The 16,201-nt window shown below is 67.0% G+C and carries 16 protein-coding genes; 5 read left to right on the top strand and 11 right to left on the bottom strand.

Translation table 11 applies throughout. The annotated features are described in order from the left end of the window. Positions 1-403 precede the first annotated feature (403 nt). Together BMZ97_RS11750 and BMZ97_RS11755 are read right to left on the bottom strand one after the other, a co-directional pair. A complete protein-coding gene (locus BMZ97_RS11750; RefSeq protein ID WP_092169257.1) occupies positions 404-1,120 on the bottom strand; it encodes an HAD family hydrolase in 717 nt (238 codons plus the stop codon). 4 nt (positions 1,121-1,124) lie between these two features. Next, positions 1,125-1,472 carry an ArsR/SmtB family transcription factor gene (locus BMZ97_RS11755; RefSeq protein ID WP_092169260.1) on the bottom strand — a complete coding sequence of 116 codons (348 nt, stop codon included), beginning with the start codon at positions 1,470-1,472 and terminating at the stop codon, positions 1,125-1,127. 109 nt (positions 1,473-1,581) lie between these two features. On the opposite strand from BMZ97_RS11755, the gene BMZ97_RS11760 reads away from it, so the two are divergent. Next, positions 1,582-2,562, top strand: a complete 981-nt coding sequence (locus BMZ97_RS11760; RefSeq protein ID WP_092169263.1) for a quinone oxidoreductase family protein — start codon at positions 1,582-1,584, stop codon at positions 2,560-2,562. A gap of 280 nt (positions 2,563-2,842) precedes the next feature. Here BMZ97_RS11760 and ppdK read toward each other — a convergent pair whose 3' ends face one another. The 4 genes from ppdK to BMZ97_RS11780 all read right to left on the bottom strand — a co-directional run bounded on the left by ppdK (position 2,843) and on the right by BMZ97_RS11780 (position 6,881). Then, entirely contained in the window at positions 2,843-5,527 is a 2,685-nt protein-coding gene (gene ppdK / locus BMZ97_RS11765; RefSeq protein ID WP_092169266.1) for a pyruvate, phosphate dikinase, read from the bottom strand. Between the two features lie 171 nt (positions 5,528-5,698). Continuing rightward, entirely contained in the window at positions 5,699-6,004 is a 306-nt protein-coding gene (locus BMZ97_RS11770; protein WP_139221202.1) for an AbrB/MazE/SpoVT family DNA-binding domain-containing protein, read from the bottom strand. Positions 6,005-6,042: 38 nt separating this feature from the next. After that, on the bottom strand, positions 6,043-6,354 hold the full coding sequence (locus BMZ97_RS11775; RefSeq protein WP_139221203.1) for a hypothetical protein: 312 nt from the start codon (positions 6,352-6,354) through the stop codon (positions 6,043-6,045). A gap of 26 nt (positions 6,355-6,380) precedes the next feature. After that, positions 6,381-6,881 carry a YcgN family cysteine cluster protein gene (locus tag BMZ97_RS11780; RefSeq protein WP_092169272.1) on the bottom strand — a complete coding sequence of 167 codons (501 nt, stop codon included), beginning with the start codon at positions 6,879-6,881 and terminating at the stop codon, positions 6,381-6,383. Positions 6,882-7,168: 287 nt separating this feature from the next. Between BMZ97_RS11780 and BMZ97_RS11785 the strand changes: the two genes are divergently transcribed. The 3 genes from BMZ97_RS11785 to BMZ97_RS11795 all read left to right on the top strand — a co-directional run bounded on the left by BMZ97_RS11785 (position 7,169) and on the right by BMZ97_RS11795 (position 10,733). Next, positions 7,169-9,403, top strand: coding sequence for a transglycosylase domain-containing protein (locus BMZ97_RS11785; protein ID WP_092169275.1), 2,235 nt, complete (start codon positions 7,169-7,171; stop codon positions 9,401-9,403). 98 nt (positions 9,404-9,501) lie between these two features. Then, positions 9,502-10,074 carry a DUF1214 domain-containing protein gene (locus BMZ97_RS11790; RefSeq protein WP_092169278.1) on the top strand — a complete coding sequence of 191 codons (573 nt, stop codon included), beginning with the start codon at positions 9,502-9,504 and terminating at the stop codon, positions 10,072-10,074. Further along, positions 10,074-10,733: a DUF1254 domain-containing protein gene (locus tag BMZ97_RS11795; protein WP_092169281.1), complete on the top strand. Its 660-nt coding sequence runs from the start codon at positions 10,074-10,076 to the stop codon at positions 10,731-10,733. The genes BMZ97_RS11790 and BMZ97_RS11795 overlap by 1 nt, the downstream gene beginning before the upstream one ends. Here the strand turns inward: BMZ97_RS11795 and BMZ97_RS11800 are convergent, their stop codons facing one another. Both BMZ97_RS11800 and BMZ97_RS30715 read right to left on the bottom strand, forming a co-directional pair. After that, positions 10,734-11,486 carry a hypothetical protein gene (locus BMZ97_RS11800; protein WP_092169284.1) on the bottom strand — a complete coding sequence of 251 codons (753 nt, stop codon included), beginning with the start codon at positions 11,484-11,486 and terminating at the stop codon, positions 10,734-10,736. Positions 11,487-11,509: 23 nt separating this feature from the next. Continuing rightward, a complete protein-coding gene (locus BMZ97_RS30715) occupies positions 11,510-11,740 on the bottom strand; it encodes a hypothetical protein (RefSeq protein ID WP_139221204.1) in 231 nt (76 codons plus the stop codon). Positions 11,741-11,993: 253 nt separating this feature from the next. Between BMZ97_RS30715 and BMZ97_RS11805 the strand changes: the two genes are divergently transcribed. Continuing rightward, on the top strand, positions 11,994-13,127 hold the full coding sequence (locus tag BMZ97_RS11805) for a hypothetical protein (RefSeq protein WP_092169287.1): 1,134 nt from the start codon (positions 11,994-11,996) through the stop codon (positions 13,125-13,127). Between the two features lie 73 nt (positions 13,128-13,200). Here the strand turns inward: BMZ97_RS11805 and BMZ97_RS11810 are convergent, their stop codons facing one another. From BMZ97_RS11810 to BMZ97_RS11820, 3 genes are all read right to left on the bottom strand, one after another. Next, positions 13,201-13,536, bottom strand: coding sequence for a DUF1491 family protein (locus BMZ97_RS11810; protein ID WP_092169290.1), 336 nt, complete (start codon positions 13,534-13,536; stop codon positions 13,201-13,203). A 78-nt stretch (positions 13,537-13,614) separates the two neighbouring features. Next, on the bottom strand, positions 13,615-14,190 hold the full coding sequence (locus BMZ97_RS11815; protein ID WP_092169293.1) for a hypothetical protein: 576 nt from the start codon (positions 14,188-14,190) through the stop codon (positions 13,615-13,617). Between the two features lie 13 nt (positions 14,191-14,203). After that, positions 14,204-16,012 carry a sensor histidine kinase gene (locus BMZ97_RS11820; RefSeq protein ID WP_092169296.1) on the bottom strand — a complete coding sequence of 603 codons (1,809 nt, stop codon included), beginning with the start codon at positions 16,010-16,012 and terminating at the stop codon, positions 14,204-14,206. Positions 16,013-16,201 lie beyond the last annotated feature (189 nt).

The raw sequence follows: 16,201 nt of genomic DNA on the forward strand, positions 1-16,201 counted from the left end.
GGTAGTCCTTACGTTTCAGATCCGCGTATTCGATGAGACCCAGGGCTCGACGCGCGGACGCCTCGCCATGGCCTTGTAGCGATGAGTGGTGGATCTGAATCGTGCCCGCCGACCGGGGGAAGCCCGCGCGGAGGATTGGCCAGAACCCGGCCGCATCTCGTCTTACGTGGGTTGGGCTAGCATAATTTGCAAGCCGGGTCCAGCGCTCAACTCTGAGTGGAGGACGGAAGCACGGAGCGACCACCGGCCCTCCCCGATCTGGCGAGCATCGCCGCCAACACTGCCACAGCCGGATCAGCCAGGCGCGAGCTGAGCCTCTGCAAGGCCGAGAGCTGCCGCTTCAGCAGCCTGAGCAAGGCGGATGCAGCCCCACCGCCGAGCACCGACAGCGAAAACTAAGGCGTCAGCGCAGGTCAGCTTCCGCGAGTTCTGCAATGAGGGCGGCCAGACCGCCGAGATCGGCGAGTGTGCCGTAGCGGGCCTGCCCTTGCGGCTCCTGCGCGTGCTCCAGCGCCCAGGTCAGTTCATGGGGAACATGTACAGCCCAGGCTCCGGCCTCAAGCGCCGGCCAGATGTCCGACTTCAGGGAATTGCCGACCATCATCGCCCGCTCGGCGCCGTCGCCATGGCGCGCAAAAATCCGCTGATAGGTCGCGACCGTCTTGTCGCTGACGATCTCGATTGCGTCAAAGAAGTCGCCGAGGCCCGATTGCGCGAGCTTGCGCTCCTGGTCGAAGAGATCGCCCTTGGTGATCAGGACGAGCTTGTACTCGTCGGAGAGCACCTCGAGCGTCTCGCGCGCATGTGGCAGCGTCTCGACGGGATGGGCCGCCATCTCGCGGCCGGCGGCGAGGATCTCGCCGATGACCGCAGCCGGCACCTGGCCTTTCGTGACCTCGATCGCGGTCTCGATCATCGAGAGCACGAAGCCCTTGATGCCGAAACCGTAGAAGGCGAGGTTGCGGCGCTCCGCCTCCAGCAGCCGGCCGGAAATCTCGGCCGCCTCGCCATGCTCGCCGAGCAGCGCGACGAAGCGCGCCTCGGTCAGCTTGAAGAACTGCTCATTCTGCCAGAGCGTGTCGTCGGCATCGAAGCCGATGGTGGTGAGACTGCGTTGCATGGTCTCACGATACCGGCTCGGCTTCGACGAGCCCAGACGCCGCGGCGGCTTCCGCCATCAAAAGATCGACCAGTCCGGGAAAGCGCCGCTGCAATTCGGCAAGGCGCAGCGCGTTCGTGCGGCTGTTGCCGAGATCGACCTGGCGGATCAGGCCCGATTCCCTGAGCACGCGGAAATGATGCGTGCGCGTCGCCTTCGTCACCGGCAGGTCGAAGGAGCTGCAATGGCGGATCGTATCCGGCCGGGCCGCGAGCGCGAGCACGACCTTGCGGCGGATCGGGTCGGCGAGCGCGGCGAAGATCGCCCCGATCTCCATTTCCTCCGGCGCGGGATGGCCGCTGTCGTCAGGCATCAATTCGCTCCAGGCATGTCTTGCTCAAGGCGCACTTCGCCATAGGTACGTCTTGCATCATACCTTAATCCATGCGTCATTGCGCTCATATCATTGGAGCCAACGCCGCATGACCACAAGACGCGCCGCCATCATCAGCGAATTCGGACCGCCGGACGTCTTGTCCGTCGAGGTGCAGACGCTGCCGCCACCAGTGCAAGGCGAGGTCCGCCTGCGCCAGACCGCGATCGGCTTCAACTTCATCGACATCTACCAGCGCAAGGGCATCTATCCGCTGCCGCTGCCGACGGGCCTCGGCTTCGAGGCGGCCGGCGTGGTCGAGGCGCTCGGCCCCGACGTCACCGGCATCAAGCCCGGCGACCGGGTCGCCTATATCAATGCCGGCGTCGGCGCCTACGCCGACCGGCGCAACGTGCCGGCCGACAAGCTGGTCGCGCTGCCCGACGCGGTCAGCGACGAGGCGGCAGCGACCCTGCTGTTCAAGGGGCTGACCGCCCAGTACCTGCTGCGCAAGACCCATGCGGTCCAGCCCGGCGATCTGCTGCTGGTCCATTCCGCCGCCGGCGGCGTCGGCCAGATCCTGTCGCGCTGGGCGAGCGCGCTCGGCGCGACCGTGATCGGCACGACCGGCTCGCCGGAGAAGCGCGAGGCGGCACTGGCCGCCGGATGCAAGGCGGTGATCGACCTCAACGATCCTGCCTGGCCCGCCGCCTTCCTGGAGGCGACAGGCGGGCGCAAGGCGCGCGTGGTCTACGACGCCGTCGGCAAGGACACTTTGCTGCAGTCGCTCGACTGCGCCGCGCCCTTCGGCCTCGTCGTCAGCTATGGCGCGGCCTCGGGCGCGGCGCCCGCGATCGACCCGGATCTGCTCAACAAGAAGGGCTGCCTGTTCCTGACCCGGCCCTCGATCTTTCCGCATAATGCCGATGCCGCGAGCTTCCGCGCCAATGCCGCCGACCTGTTCGACGCCATCGCCAAGGGCCATGTGACGGTCGATATCGGCGCGCGCTTCACCCTGGACGAGATCGTCGCGGTGCATGAAGCAGCGGAGGCGCGCAGCGTGAAGGGCGCGATCCTGATCACGCCCTGAGCGGAGTGCCGCCGGGAATCTCGGTCGTTTCGCCTGCTCGCTGCGGCTTCTTGCTTCGAACAAAAGACGCCGTCATCCCGGGCGGAGCGAAGCGGAGACCCGGAATCCATCGTAAGGTACAGAGTTCTACGATGGATTCCGGATCGGCGCCGCTAACGCGGCTTGTCCGGAATGACGCAGCGCTTAGGTCCGAATGTGAAGTTATCGGAACGCTAGATCGTTGTTTGAACGCGTTTTCTTCACGCGAACCGGTCCCCACTTCGCTCGAAAACGCTCCGCCTCAGCCTTCCTTGGCCCGGACCGCGCCGAGCGCCGCCTGCGCGGCGGCAAGCCGCGCGATCGGCACGCGGAAGGGCGAGCAGGAGACATAGTCGAGACCGACGCTCTCGCAGAAGCCGATCGAGGCGGGATCGCCGCCATGCTCGCCGCAGATGCCGAGCTTGATGTCGGGGCGCGCCTTGCGGCCGCGCTCGGTCGCAAGCTTCACCAATTCGCCGACGCCCTCCTGGTCGATGGTGACGAAGGGGTCGTTGGCGAGGATGCCCTTGGCCGTATAGGAGCCAAGGAAGGAGCCGGCATCGTCGCGGCTGATGCCGAGCGTGGTCTGGGTCAGGTCGTTGGTGCCGAAGGAGAAGAACTCGGCGCTTTTGGCGATCTCCTCGGCGCGCAGCGCGGCGCGCGGCAATTCGATCATGGTGCCGACCTGATAGGTCAGAGCGACGCCGCTCTCGGTGATCACCGCCTTCGCCATGGCGTCGATACGCGCCTTGACGAGGTCGAACTCGGCCACGCCCATGACGAGCGGCACCATCACCTCCGGGATCACCGGCTTGCCTGTCTCCTTGGCGGCGATCACCGCCGCCTCGAAGATGGCGCGGGCCTGCATCTCGGCGATCTCGGGATAGGCGATGGCCAGACGCACGCCACGGAAGCCGAGCATCGGGTTGAATTCATGCAGCTCGGCGGCGCGGTGCTTCAGCGCCTCGGGCGTGACGCCGAGCGCCTTGGCGACGGCGGCGATCTCGGCCTCGCCATGCGGCAGGAATTCGTGCAGCGGCGGATCGAGCAGGCGGATCGTCACCGGCAGGCCGTGCATGATCGTGAACAGCGAGACGAAATCCTGCCGCTGCATCGGCAGGAGCTTTGCCAAAGCGGTGCGCCGCCCGGCATCGTCATGGGCCAGGATCATCTCGCGCATCGGCTGGATGCGGTCCTCGTCGAAGAACATGTGCTCGGTGCGGCAGAGCCCGATGCCCTCGGCGCCGAAATCGCGCGCGGTGCGGGCATCGTCGGGCGTCTCGGCATTGGCGCGAACCTTGAGGCGGCGGACCTTGTCGGCCCAGCCCATTAGCGTGCCGAACTCGCCGGAGAGCTCGGGCTTCTGCATCTTGATCTCGCCGAGCATGACCTGGCCGGCCGCACCGTCGATGGTGATGAAATCACCGGCCTTCAGTGTTGTTGCACCGACCGTCAGCGTGCCCTTGGCGTAGTCGACGCGGATCTGGCCGGCGCCGGAGACGCAGGGCTTGCCCATGCCGCGCGCCACGACCGCCGCATGCGAGGTCATGCCGCCGCGCGTTGTCAGGATGCCCTCGGCCGCGTGCATGCCGTGAATATCCTCAGGGCTCGTCTCGACGCGCACGAGGATGACCTTGCGGCCGGCCTTCTTCGCCGCTTCGGCATCGTCGGAGTTGAAGACGATCTCGCCGGCGGCCGCGCCCGGCGAAGCCGGCAGGCCGGTCGTCAGGATGCGGCGCTCGGCCTTGGGATCGATCATCGGGTGCAGCAGCTGGTCGAGCGCGCCGGGCTCGATGCGGCCGACCGCCTCCTCTTCCGTGATCAGCCCTTCCTTGGCGAGTTCGACCGCGATCCGCAGCGCTGCCTTGGCCGTGCGCTTGCCGGAACGGGTCTGCAGCATCCAGAGCTTGCCCTCCTGGATGGTGAACTCCATGTCCTGCATGTCGCGGTAGTGCCGCTCCAGGATGCCGTAGATGCGCACGAGCTCGGCATAGGCCTCGGGCATCGCCTTCTCCATCGAAGGCTTGTCGGAGCCGGCCTCCTTGCGGGCGACCTCCGTGATGTCCTGCGGCGTGCGGATGCCGGCGACGACATCCTCGCCCTGGGCGTTGATCAGGAACTCGCCATAGAGCGCGTTCTCGCCGGTCGAGGGGTTGCGGGTGAAGGCGACGCCGGTCGCCGAGGTGTCGCCCATATTGCCGAAGACCATCGACTGGACGTTGACCGCGGTGCCCCAGGCGGCCGGGATGTTGTTGAGCTCGCGATATTTGATCGCACGCGCATTCATCCAGGAGGAGAAGACCGCGCCGACCGCGCCCCAGAGCTGGGCCACCGGATCCTGCGGGAACTCCGAGCCCAGCGCCTTCTTGACGATGTCCTTGTACTTGCCGACCAGCACCTTCCAATCCTCGGCGCTCAGATCGGTGTCGAGATGCAGGCCCTTGCGCTCCTTATAGTCCTCGAGCGCCTCCTCGAAATGGCCGTGATCCACGTCGAGCACGACGTTGGAATACATGGTGACGAAGCGGCGATAGCTGTCCCAGGCGAAGCGGGCATCGCCCGAGGCCTTGGCGACGGCCTCGACGGTGACGTCGTTCAGGCCGAGATTCAGCACCGTATCCATCATGCCCGGCATCGAGGCGCGCGCGCCCGAACGCACCGAGACCAGCAGCGGGTTGGCGGGGTCGCCGAAGACCTTGCCGGTCAACCGCGCCATCTCGGCCAGCGCCGCCTTGGCCTGCCCGTCGAGTTCGGAGGGGAACTGCTTGCCGTTATCGTAATACCAGGTGCAGACCTCGGTGGTGATGGTGAAGCCCGGAGGCACCGGCAGGCCCAGATTGCTCATCTCGGCGAGATTGGCGCCCTTGCCGCCGAGCAGGTTCTTCATACCCGCCTCGCCTTCGGCCTTGCCGTCGCCGAAGGTGTAGACCCATTTACCGCCTGCCATCACCAATGCCTCTTCATCCAGCCACCGCGGCAACGCGACGGCGATCCAAAAGTTTCCAGCGAAGCGCCGCGGGCGCCAGCAAGCGACCGTTCGGCGGGGACGGCGTGGTCATGCCGAAAAGCAGCTGAACAATCAATGAGCGGACTGTCGCGGCAAGGCCAAAGCGGGCCGTTATGACATCGATGCGTCCGGTGTCACGAGCGGCACGGTCGGGAAATAGGAGCGATAGCGCGCCGGATCGCGTGTCAGGACCATGATGGCTGCTGTGCTCATCGCGACATCGCCCCGGCCACGCATATGCGCGATCAGCTTGTCGCCGCGACCTGCCTTGCTGCGAGACGTGCCGCGAGACTTCGCGCGCATAATCCGCTCGACCTTGCCGTCGGACTCGAAGTCGACCTCGGTATCCGGCAGGAGCCCGGCCTTCTCGCGGATATCGACCGGGATCGTCACCTGGCCTTTGGAGGTGATGCGCATCGGCGAATTCCTTACTCTTGCAAGTAAGAATTAGAACTTCACGCAAAATGGCAAGCCTCGGCCGGGCCTGAGAGGTCGATAATGTGAGCAAGGATTTCAGTCGGTCGGAATTTCGGGAAACGCGCCGTCATCCCGGGCGACTGCAAGGAGACCCGGGATCCATTCCGGAACCTCACCTGCAAGCGCTCCGGCATGGATCCCGGATCGGCGCGGCTTCGCCGCTTGTCCGGGATGACGGCGCGTTTTTCCCCAATGTTCAAGCTTTTGAAAACAGCGGCATCGTTATCGGCCAGGCTCTCAGGAAAAATCACACTCAGGCCGCGACCATATCTGAAGCAATCGCTCTCCAAGTGCATTCTTCAGAATGCACCGCCCCTCATTCGGACGCGTTGCGCTTCTTCGCCGCGCGCGGCCAGCGCAGCGGCCAGGCGACGATCCGCTCCGGCATGTCGTCCTCGGAGACCTCGTCCTCGCTGCCGGAGACGCGCCCCTTCACCGACACGCCCGCCTCGACCACGGTGCGCGGATCGCCCGAGACCAGCGGATGCCACCAGGGCAGATCGCGCCCCGTCGCGACCAGCCGATAGGCGCAGGTCGGCGGCAGCCAGCGCAGCGTGCGCACCGCTTCCGGCGTCAGCGTGATGCAATCGGGTACGATGCTGGAGCGGTTGGGGTAGTCCTTGCAGCGGCAGGAGCCGGCATCGAACAGGCGGCAGCCGACATTGGTCGCGAGGATCTCGCCGCTATCCTCATCCTCAAGCTTGATCAGGCAGCACCGACCGCAACCGTCGCAGAGCGATTCCCATTGCTCCTTGCTCATCTCCTCGAGCGAGGTCGTGCGCCAGAAGGGCTCGGTCGGGGACGGCTTTTCGGTCATGCCTGTGCTTATGCGCCGCCCCGCCGCGCGAGGGAAGCCGACGCAAGCGCGCATCCAAACGAGGCTCCCACCGATAATCCTTGCGGAGTTGTCCGAAAAAGCATGGAACCCGGCAGGCCCGAAATCTGCGGACAACGATCGCGGCTGCGCTTTCCTCCCTTACCTGGAGACAAAGCGGCGCATATGTGTTTGCTGTCGCAGATTGCGTTGCCAAGGCGATTGCGTCGCGGCAGGACGGTGACGCAATCTTTCGGACGGCAGCTCTCTCGTGGAGTTCCAGAACGGCGATGGAGTTCAGGAAGGCAGGCTGGGGGACACGTCTGAAGCGCTTCGCGCTTGGCGTCGATTCATGGGTCGATGCCGGCCTCTGGGGCTCAGGCCGCCGCGCCGGCGAGATCTATGAGCGCATCCGCAGCTTCGCCGACCGCTTCACAGCCACCGGCGGCAAGCGCATCGCCGCCGAATTCGCCAGCGAAGGCCTGAACATCGGCATCGTCGGCAGCCTGCTGATGCTGTCCCTGGCGATCCCCTCCTTCCGGGAAGGGCGCGAGGAGGCGCTGAAGAACCAGGTCTTCGCCGTGACCTTCCTCGACCGCTACGGCTCGGAGCTCGGCCATCGCGGCGCGCGCCATGACGACTCGCTGAAGCTCGAGGAGATGCCCGACCATCTGGTCAAGGCGCTTCTGGCAACCGAGGACCGGCGCTTCTACGACCATTTCGGCATCGACATTTTCGGCACGCTGCGGGCCATGACGGTCAATGCGCGCGCCTCCGGCGTCGTCCAGGGCGGCTCCTCGCTGACGCAGCAGCTCGCCAAGAACCTCTTCCTCAGCAATGAGCGCTCGCTCGACCGCAAGATCAAGGAAGCCTTCCTGGCGCTCTGGCTGGAAGCCCGGTTGAGCAAGAACGAGATCCTGAAGCTCTATCTCGACCGCGCCTATATGGGCGGCGGCACCTTCGGCGTGGCGGCGGCGGCGGAGTATTACTTCGGCAAATCAGTCAAGGACGTGTCGCTGGCGGAAGCCGCGATGCTGGCCGGGCTATTCAAGGCGCCGACGAAATACGCCCCCCATGTCAACCTGCCCGCCGCCCGCGCACGCGCCGGCGACGTGTTGAACGCAATGGTCGATGCCGGCTTCCTGACGGCGGGCCAGATCGACAGCGCCAAACGCAACCCGGCGACGCCGGTCGACCGCAAGCGCGATTCCAACCCGGATTACTATCTCGACTGGGCCTTCGACGAGATCAAGCACCTGGCCGACGAGGGCAAGATCGGCTCGGACCGGGTGCTGACCGTAAAGACGCCGCATGATCCCGCGATCCAGGGACAGGCGGAGAAGGCGATCGAGCAGGTCCTGCGCCAGAACGGCCCCGCCTATCGGGTCAAGCAGGCAGCGACCACCGTTATGGACCCGGACGGGGCGGTGCGGGCCATGGTCGGCGGGCGCGACTACGGCATCAGCCAGTTCAACCGCGCGACGTCGAGCCTGCGGCAGCCGGGATCGTCCTTCAAGCCCTTCGTCTATGCGGCGGCGCTGTCGTCGGGTCTTTACCGGCCCAACACCATCGTCACCGACCGCCCGATCTGCATCGGCAACTGGTGCCCGAACAATTACGGGCGCTCCTATGCCGGCTCGATACCGCTGACCGTAGCGCTGGCGAAATCGATCAATACGATCCCGGTGCAGATGTCGATTGCGATCGGCAAGGCGACTGGCGAGACGCATGAGGCCCGAGCCGCCCGCATCGGCCGGATGAAGATCATCGCGACCGGCCGGGCCATGGGCCTGACCACGCCGCTGACCGACACGGTGTCCCTGCCGATCGGCGCGGCCGAGGTCACGGTGATCGACATGGCGGCCGGTTATTCGGTCTTCGCCAATGGTGGCAAGCGCGCAAAACCCTATGTCGCGATCGAGATCCGCAACTCGCAAGGCGAAGAGATCTACCGGCACGACCGCGATGAGCCGGCCCCCGAGCAGGTCCTGAGCACGCAGGTGGCGCAGGACATGAACTTCATGCTCTCCAAGGTGCCGACCGAAGGCACCGGCCGGCGCGCCGCGCTGGACGGCGTCGTGACCGCTGGCAAGACCGGCACCACGAACGGCTACAAGGACGCCTGGTATGTCGGCTTCTCCGGCAATCTCGTCGGCGCGGTCTGGTTCGGCAATGACGACAGCTCCGAGACCGCGAACATGACCGGCGGCTCCCTGCCGGCGATGGCCTGGAAGGAGATCATGCAGTTCGCCCATCAGGGGCTCGAGCTGAAGCCGATCCCGGGCGTCACACCCGCGACAGACCCCAAAGCCATGACGATCGCTAGGGCGGGCAGCCCGGAGACGTCGCGCGTTGCACAGGTTTCGGGCCCCGGCGCTGGCCATATGCCACGGCAATCCTTCGAGGTGCTCTCGGCGGTCGGCTCCATGTTCAAGACGATAGAGGCCTCCCGCACGCGCGGCACATCCATTCAGGTCGGCATCCGCGAGGTCTCTTCGCCCGGGCGCGAGACGCGCCTACGCTGACATAGGTTGCCGGTCGCTGGGCCCAGGTTGACGCGGCGGGCCGGGCTGGTTCAACTCCGACCACCGGCCTGTCGTCAGCCGGTTCGGAAAGCAAGGCCGTGCGCGCGCTGGATCTCGCTTACGTCATCGCACTCGGTGCCGGGCTCGGGCTCGGCACGGCCCATTTCGCCGTTGCCGGCAGGCCGCTCATCGGCATGGTCAGGATCGGCCCGTGGGACGCCTGGCCGCGCGGCGGCGGGCGCGATGTCGACCCCTATATGCGCGCCTATCTGGCGCGCGGCGTCCATGTGCCGCTAGGCGCGGGCGAAGGCCTCGAACTGATCGCGAGCCGCGACGATGGCGGCCAGGCGCTCGACGGGCGTTGCCGCTATCTGGTCTCGGGAGTGACGCCGACGACGCGCGGCTGGTCATTGAGTGTCAGCGACATGGATGGGCGGCCGTTCCGCCTGCCGCTCGACCGCAACGGCTTCACCGATGCGGAAGTCGTCCGCGAGGAGAGCGGCATCCTGCACATCACGGCGGCGGCCGAGCCGCAGACCGGAAACTGGCTGCCGCTGCCGGGTAGCGGGCGTTTCCAACTCCGGCTGCGGCTCTACGACACGCCGATTTCGAGCCAGGCCAGCGAATTGCGGCCCGATGTCCTGCCCGGCATCGCCCGGCTCGGCTGCTGATGACGACGCTCGATCAGGCTACGGAACGCGAGACGGCTCCGGTTCTCCCGAGCCAGGCCGGCACAACACCGCGGCGACGTTGGCCGATGCGGATCATCGGCGCCGCGCGGCGCCTCGCCTACGGAACCATCGCGGGGCTGGTGCTCGCCGGCATCGTCCACATCGTCACGGTGCTCCTGATCCCGCTCCTCTCCAACAGCGACGCCACCAGCGCCTATCTCTCGCTGGGCACGAGCGGCCATGCCGAACTGGTCTCGCCGCGCAGCACTGAGAGCGGATTGCCGGTGCCGCGCGAGGCCGATCCTGCGGCTGTGACCGCGATCTGCAGCTACGATCTCTCCGCCGGCCCGATGCGCGTCGTCGCGCGCATCGGCACATTGCCGCTCGGACTGACGCTGCACCGGCGCGGCGGCGGCGTGCTCTACGCCATCACCGACCGCGCCGCGATCCGCGGCGTGGTCGAGTTCCTGGTGATGACGGAGGAACAGCGCGACGAGCGGGCCGCGCGCGACGAAGAGGGCGAGGCCGTGCGTGAATTGCGCATCGTCTCCGACACGATGCAGGGCCTGATCGTCGCCCGCGTGCTGGCGAAACAACCGTCCGATCGCGAAGACGCCGAGGCGCTGGCGACAGGTGTCGCCTGCGGGCTCGCCGAATGATCAGCCCTTGTAGACGACCGGCGGCCTTGGCGCCCTCTCGGCAGGCTCCTGCGCGCCCCCGCCTCCGCCGAAGGCGCCGATGAGCGGCAGCTTGCACGCCGGCCCGGCTTCCGCCTCCAGCGCCATGATGCTGCGCTCGGCCTTGATCGCCTCGCGCGACGGCATCTCGACCACGAGGTTCGCCAGCGCGTAGCGGTAGCTTTCGATCCGGAAGGATACGCGTTCGCAGACCCAGAGGATCAGCCCCTCATTCTCGACGACGCGGGCCATGGCGGGGTCGGCCTTCTCGGGCGGCACCAGGGGCGAACCTTCGACGGCGCGCATGCGCACGCGATCAGCCGCCACGACGCGCGCCGCATTGCCGCGAAACGGCGTGACCAGCAGGCGGTCGGCATTCGCATCCTCGGCGAGCCTGTTATAGCGCGAGGCCTGAGAGGCATAGGAGCCGCCGGTCAGGCCGCGAAAATAGTCGGACGTCGCGTTCGACTGCGCCGTGACCGGCAGGATGCGCGCGTGAGCGAGATCGGAGACCTGGCGCTCGAAAAAATTGCGCTCATGCGCCGGCATGACCAGCCGCCAGGCCCTGTCGCGCAATTGCTCCTCGTCATCGGTCATCCTGAAATAGGAGGCCGCCTCGCCACGAAAGGTCGCCGACCAGAAACCGGCTTGCGGCGCAATCGTATCGCTCCAGAGATTCGGGCGCGGACGTCCCAGATCGCCCGTGCAGGCGCCTCCCGCCAGGGCGAACAGCAAGGCCAGGCTTCGGCAAGCGGTCCTCACACCGGCTGCCCGGCGCTTTTCGCACGGCCTTCCCGCGGCGCGGCGCGGCGCTTGCGGGTTACGCGCCCGTCGATCGCGGCAGCCTCGGCCTGGCGCTCGTAGCGCACGCCGGTGAAGAACAGAATCATCGCCGTCCCGCGAGCCGGAGAGCTCTCCTGCGAGATCGGCACCGCCTTGACAGGAGACGCAGATTTGGAACGAGACGCAAACGGAATGACATCGGCCATTGTGACGCGCCTCCTTGTCTGGCGCCTTGAGCTTTTGGAAACGGAAGCGGGCTCTCTTGCGGAAATCCGATTCCCCGCCTTAGCACCCGCTCCGGACCGCGGTTGTCAGCAGGGCTTCGAGCCATACGGGGCAGAACCCGCATCGACGCTTAGGCCCTCCTGTCCGCATCAGGCCTCGACATGGTTAACACCCTCTTAAAGCCTCGTGAGTTAGGGTGGCGAGACCATCGAAATTCCGCACAGAGTTCCCTTCATGCCCTCGCGTATCACCTCCGAACTTGCCCAGCTCGCCCGCCTTGCGCGCGATGGCGGGCTCGATCTCAGCCAGGTTTCGCTGCGGGTGAAGGCCGATCTGCTGATGTCCTTGCCCAAGCCGCCGCTGGAGGATCTCGACGCCTTCCGCGAGATGGGGGAGGCTTTGATTCCCGCCATCGACGACGCCACGGCCGTGATCCTGGCGCGCAAACTGGCCGGCTGGCGTTACGCACCAGCATCCGTGCTGCAGGCCCTGAAGTCGCGCGGCGGCGCGGTCGTCGTTGCGCTCCTGCGCCATGGCATGCCGCTCCCCGCCACGGAAATCGAGGCCCTGGCGGAACAGGGCGATGACGAGATCGCGCTCGCCATCGCGGAGCGCGCGGATCTGACCGCGACGGCGGCCCTGATCCTGGCTGCTCGCGACATGCGCCCGGTCGATCTGGCGCTGATCGCCAATGCGGCCTCACCCCTGCCCCGCATGGTGCTCGACCAGTTACTCGAGCGCTCGCGCACCGAACCCGCCTACGCCCAGCTCCTGCTGGCGCGGCCCGATATCGCCAGCGCGGATCTGGCGTCGCTTTATCTGCAGGCCGGCGCGCAACGGAAAACCGCGATCATCGAATCGCTGACGGCGCTGGATTCCTTCGCCCCGGCGGAGCGGCGGCCGCAACTCGCGCCAGAGCTCTTCGCGGGCTGGCTCGCCACAGCCAGCGACGACCCCGCCGGCGCATTCGGCGCGATCGCAAGCTATGTCGGCGGCGGGCAGGCCCTGGCGGAAGCGATGGAAGCCGACACATCGCGCGATCTCGCGGCGCTGGCGTTGACGGCGGCCGGGGCGAGCGTGGAAGACGCGACACGCTTCATGATCAGGCTCGGCGACGAAGCGGCCCATTCGGTCGACCGGATCTTCGCCCTCGTCGCTCTGATGCGCCTGGTGAGGCCGGCTGTGGCGCTCAGGATCATCATGCAGGTTGCCGGCGTGCGTGCGCCGGTCGTCAGCCGCAGGGGCCGGCATCAGCCGGCGATGGATCCGAGCAATTCGCCCAATCGCAGCGGCGCCGCCAAGCCGGAGAACCAGACGCTCATCTCCGATGTCATGCGCAAGCTCGGCCTGCGGCGCGAGAACGGCTGATCGGCCTGAGCATTGCGCGAAAAAGTGGGTACCGGTTTTTCGCAGGAGCAATGCTCAGAACTTTTGGAATCGATCAGGCTTCGACGAGATCGAGCCTTGGGTCGCCCTGCCGGTTCTCGATCTCGACCAGCCAGAGATCGGAATCGAAGCGCCGCTCGCGGGCGACGCGCTCCTCGATCGAGGCCGGATCCGAATCGAGGATGAGCTGGAAGCGCCGGTTGCCCTCGTCATCAGCCAATGATTGCGGCGCAGGGCCATAGAGCGCCGCCGTGCCGTCGAGGCGGTCGAGCTTGACGAAAATCGCGCCGGCCTCGCTCGCGCCGCGCCGGCGCAACACCGCGACCAGCCCGTCATGCGCCGCCTGGCGCAGATAGGCCGAGACCCAGAAATCGCTCGTGAGGCGCGCCATGTCCGAAATCCCCGAATGGATGTCGGTCCCGGCTAGAGCGCCTTCGCGGCCCTGTCCAGCCGCGGCTATTGCGAAGGCTCAGCGCTGTGAAGGTTTGGCGCCGCGAATATCGGCCGGAGGCCGCATATCCCCGCCATTGATCAGATCGGCGATCGGATCGCGCACGGAGGCACTGCGGGTCGCTGGCGCGGGCGCAGGGGCAGCCGTGGCCGAGGGCGTGCGCGGCACGTTGGTGACGGCGGCGGGCGGCCTCGGCTGCGTGGTCTCGCGGATGAGCTGCGTCAGATCGCTCGGACGGGCCGGCGGGACGAAGCCCTGCGTCGAGGCCTGAGCCGATGCGGGCTGGGCGGCGGGCGTCACGGCGGCGGCGGGCGTCTCCGTGCGGCGCTCAACCGAGCGCGCATAGGGTCCCTGCATCGGAGCCGACAGGATCGGAGCGGGGTGGCGCACCTTCTGCAACAGCATCGCATTGGCCAGGATCGCGGCCGCCACCGCGGTGAAGACCAGCAGCACGAAGGCGCGGCCCGGGCGGCGACCGACGGCCCGCCAGATCCGCGACAGCCAGGGCGCCTTGCGGCGCGGCGGCGCGGCGCGCTTGATCGGCGCGGTCAGAGTGGACCCGGAGCGGGCGCGGGCGGCTATCGTTGCGGACATGCTTGGCTCTTGATCAGGCGGTCAGACGGACGGGTTCTTTGGAGTCGAGGCCGCGGCGCGGGGCGCGAGCGAAGGTCGTGATCTTGACCGGCAGGGAGCTCGCGGCGACGCCGCCGACCGGCAACCTGACGGCGACGCGCGTGCCGACCCCCGGTGCGCTCTCGATCATCAGCTTACCACCGTGAAGGCCGACAAGGCCGCGCACGACGGAGAGGCCCAGGCCGGTACCTTCGTAATTGCGGTCATAACTGCCACCCGCCTGAAAAAAGGGGTCGCCCAGCTTCGGCAGGTCGGCAGCGGCGATACCGATCCCGGTATCGGCGACCGAAAGGTCGATCATATCGCCGTCGCGAACCACCGCGAGCACGACGCGGCCATTGACCGGCGTGAACTTCACCGCATTGGAGAGCAGGTTGATCATGACCTGCTTCAAGGCGCGGCGATCGCCCAGAACGGACGGCAAATCAGGCCCCAGCACCCGCTCCAGCGAGACCTGGCTCGTCTCGGCGCGCAACGCCATCAGCGCACAGCAATCCTGGGCCACGGCGGCGATATCGATCGGCTCCTGCTCGATCGTCATCGCGCCGCTCTCGATCTTGGAGATGTCGAGCAAGGTGTTGACGACATCGAGCAGGTGATGCCCCGAGCCATGGATGATCTTGGCGTATTCCTGGCGCTTCTCAGCGTCGAGCCACTCCTGCGCATCATTGCTCAGCATCTCGGAGAAACCGATGATGGCGTTCAGCGGCGTGCGCAGTTCATGGCTGACGGTCGCGAGGAACTGGCCCTTGACGTCGCTGGCCTTCAAGGCCTCGGCATGACCGCGGGCGCGCTCCTCTTCCAGCGCCTGGCGGGCCGTGATGTCGCGCATCACGCAGACCACCGCCACCCCGTCCCTGGCGCCTGCGTCCTCGATCCGGTGCGCGCGCATCTCCAGCCAGAGCGAGACCGGCGTCCTGCCGTCAGCGTCGCCGCCGCGCGGCACGAAGAGCGTCCGGAAGCAGGCGGTGGAGACACCGCCGCCATGGGCTGCGTCGCTCAGCGCCTTGAGGAAGAGCGGCCGGTCGGCGATATGCACCCGCTCGAACAGGCCGCGCCCGCGCAGATCCTGCGGATCGGCTCCGGCGAGCGCCTTGGCCGCGGCATTGGCGAACAGGACGGAGCCGCCGGCATCGTGCCAGGTGACGAGATCGCCGACATTGTCCAGCAGGAGCTGCGCGCGCGCATCGGAGGCGCGATGCTCGCGCAATTCGTCATCGCGCCGGTGCAGGAAGCCCACGGCGACCGCCATCGCGTACAGGATCGCGATCATGACGAAGCTTGGCATCATGCCCGAGGTCCAGGGCGCCGGCGCCGCGAAGGCGCCGAGCTGCTGCAAGATCACGACGCTGCCGAGCGCAATGGCAGCGATGGCGCTGGCGCGCGCCACATAGGGCCGCGAGCCGAAGAACATCGCCTCGGTCGGCACGGCCGCCAGCCAGAGCAGCAGGGGCGATCCCGCGCCGCCCGTCATCCCGGCAAGCGCGGCGATGAACAGCGCCAGCGCGCTCGCCGAGATGCAATGGGCGATGTCGAGCCGGCCGCTGCGCGAGAGCGTGACGACCGCAATCAGCGGCAGGGCGGCGGCGATCATGATGAGAGCTTCGAGCGTACCCAAGGTTCCGCGCCAGGCCAGATAGGCCGGCGCCAGGCCGAGCGCGACGGCGCCGACCATGAGGCGCGTCAGAATGAAGCGCTCATGCCGCATGCGCTCGAGCGAGTTCGGCAGCACCGATGCGTGCACCAACGCCGCCACCTGTGTCCTGATCGCAGACATCGTCATGAGAAACCGCAAACGCCTGACCTTCTGAGGGCTGGTTCACCCGTGTTGCAGTGATCCTCGCCATCGTCAGTTTAAGCGGGGCTTAAGGGCACGGCGCAGCAAGGCCGGCCCGGCACCTCAGATTGGCGAATAATATGATTAATTTCAGTGGCTTGTGGAAAATCGGAAAGCTGCACCGCGCGGTGACGA

It is taken from the genome of Allobosea sp. OK403 (genome assembly GCF_900113835.1).
Taxonomy (GTDB): Bacteria; Pseudomonadota; Alphaproteobacteria; order Rhizobiales; family Beijerinckiaceae; genus Allobosea.

Coding starts and splice junctions, on each gene's coding strand:
- BMZ97_RS11750 (WP_092169257.1), bottom strand. CDS start 1,120: ATGCAACGCAGTCTCACCACCATCGGCTTCGATGCCGACGACACGCTC.
- BMZ97_RS11755 (WP_092169260.1), bottom strand. CDS start 1,472: ATGCCTGACGACAGCGGCCATCCCGCGCCGGAGGAAATGGAGATCGGG.
- BMZ97_RS11760 (WP_092169263.1), top strand. CDS start 1,582: ATGACCACAAGACGCGCCGCCATCATCAGCGAATTCGGACCGCCGGAC.
- ppdK (WP_092169266.1), bottom strand. CDS start 5,527: ATGGCAGGCGGTAAATGGGTCTACACCTTCGGCGACGGCAAGGCCGAA.
- BMZ97_RS11770 (WP_139221202.1), bottom strand. CDS start 6,004: ATGCGCATCACCTCCAAAGGCCAGGTGACGATCCCGGTCGATATCCGC.
- BMZ97_RS11780 (WP_092169272.1), bottom strand. CDS start 6,881: ATGACCGAAAAGCCGTCCCCGACCGAGCCCTTCTGGCGCACGACCTCG.
- BMZ97_RS11785 (WP_092169275.1), top strand. CDS start 7,169: ATGGAGTTCAGGAAGGCAGGCTGGGGGACACGTCTGAAGCGCTTCGCG.
- BMZ97_RS11795 (WP_092169281.1), top strand. CDS start 10,074: ATGACGACGCTCGATCAGGCTACGGAACGCGAGACGGCTCCGGTTCTC.
- BMZ97_RS30715 (WP_139221204.1), bottom strand. CDS start 11,740: ATGGCCGATGTCATTCCGTTTGCGTCTCGTTCCAAATCTGCGTCTCCT.
- BMZ97_RS11805 (WP_092169287.1), top strand. CDS start 11,994: ATGCCCTCGCGTATCACCTCCGAACTTGCCCAGCTCGCCCGCCTTGCG.
- BMZ97_RS11810 (WP_092169290.1), bottom strand. CDS start 13,536: ATGGCGCGCCTCACGAGCGATTTCTGGGTCTCGGCCTATCTGCGCCAG.
- BMZ97_RS11815 (WP_092169293.1), bottom strand. CDS start 14,190: ATGTCCGCAACGATAGCCGCCCGCGCCCGCTCCGGGTCCACTCTGACC.
- BMZ97_RS11820 (WP_092169296.1), bottom strand. CDS start 16,012: ATGACGATGTCTGCGATCAGGACACAGGTGGCGGCGTTGGTGCACGCA.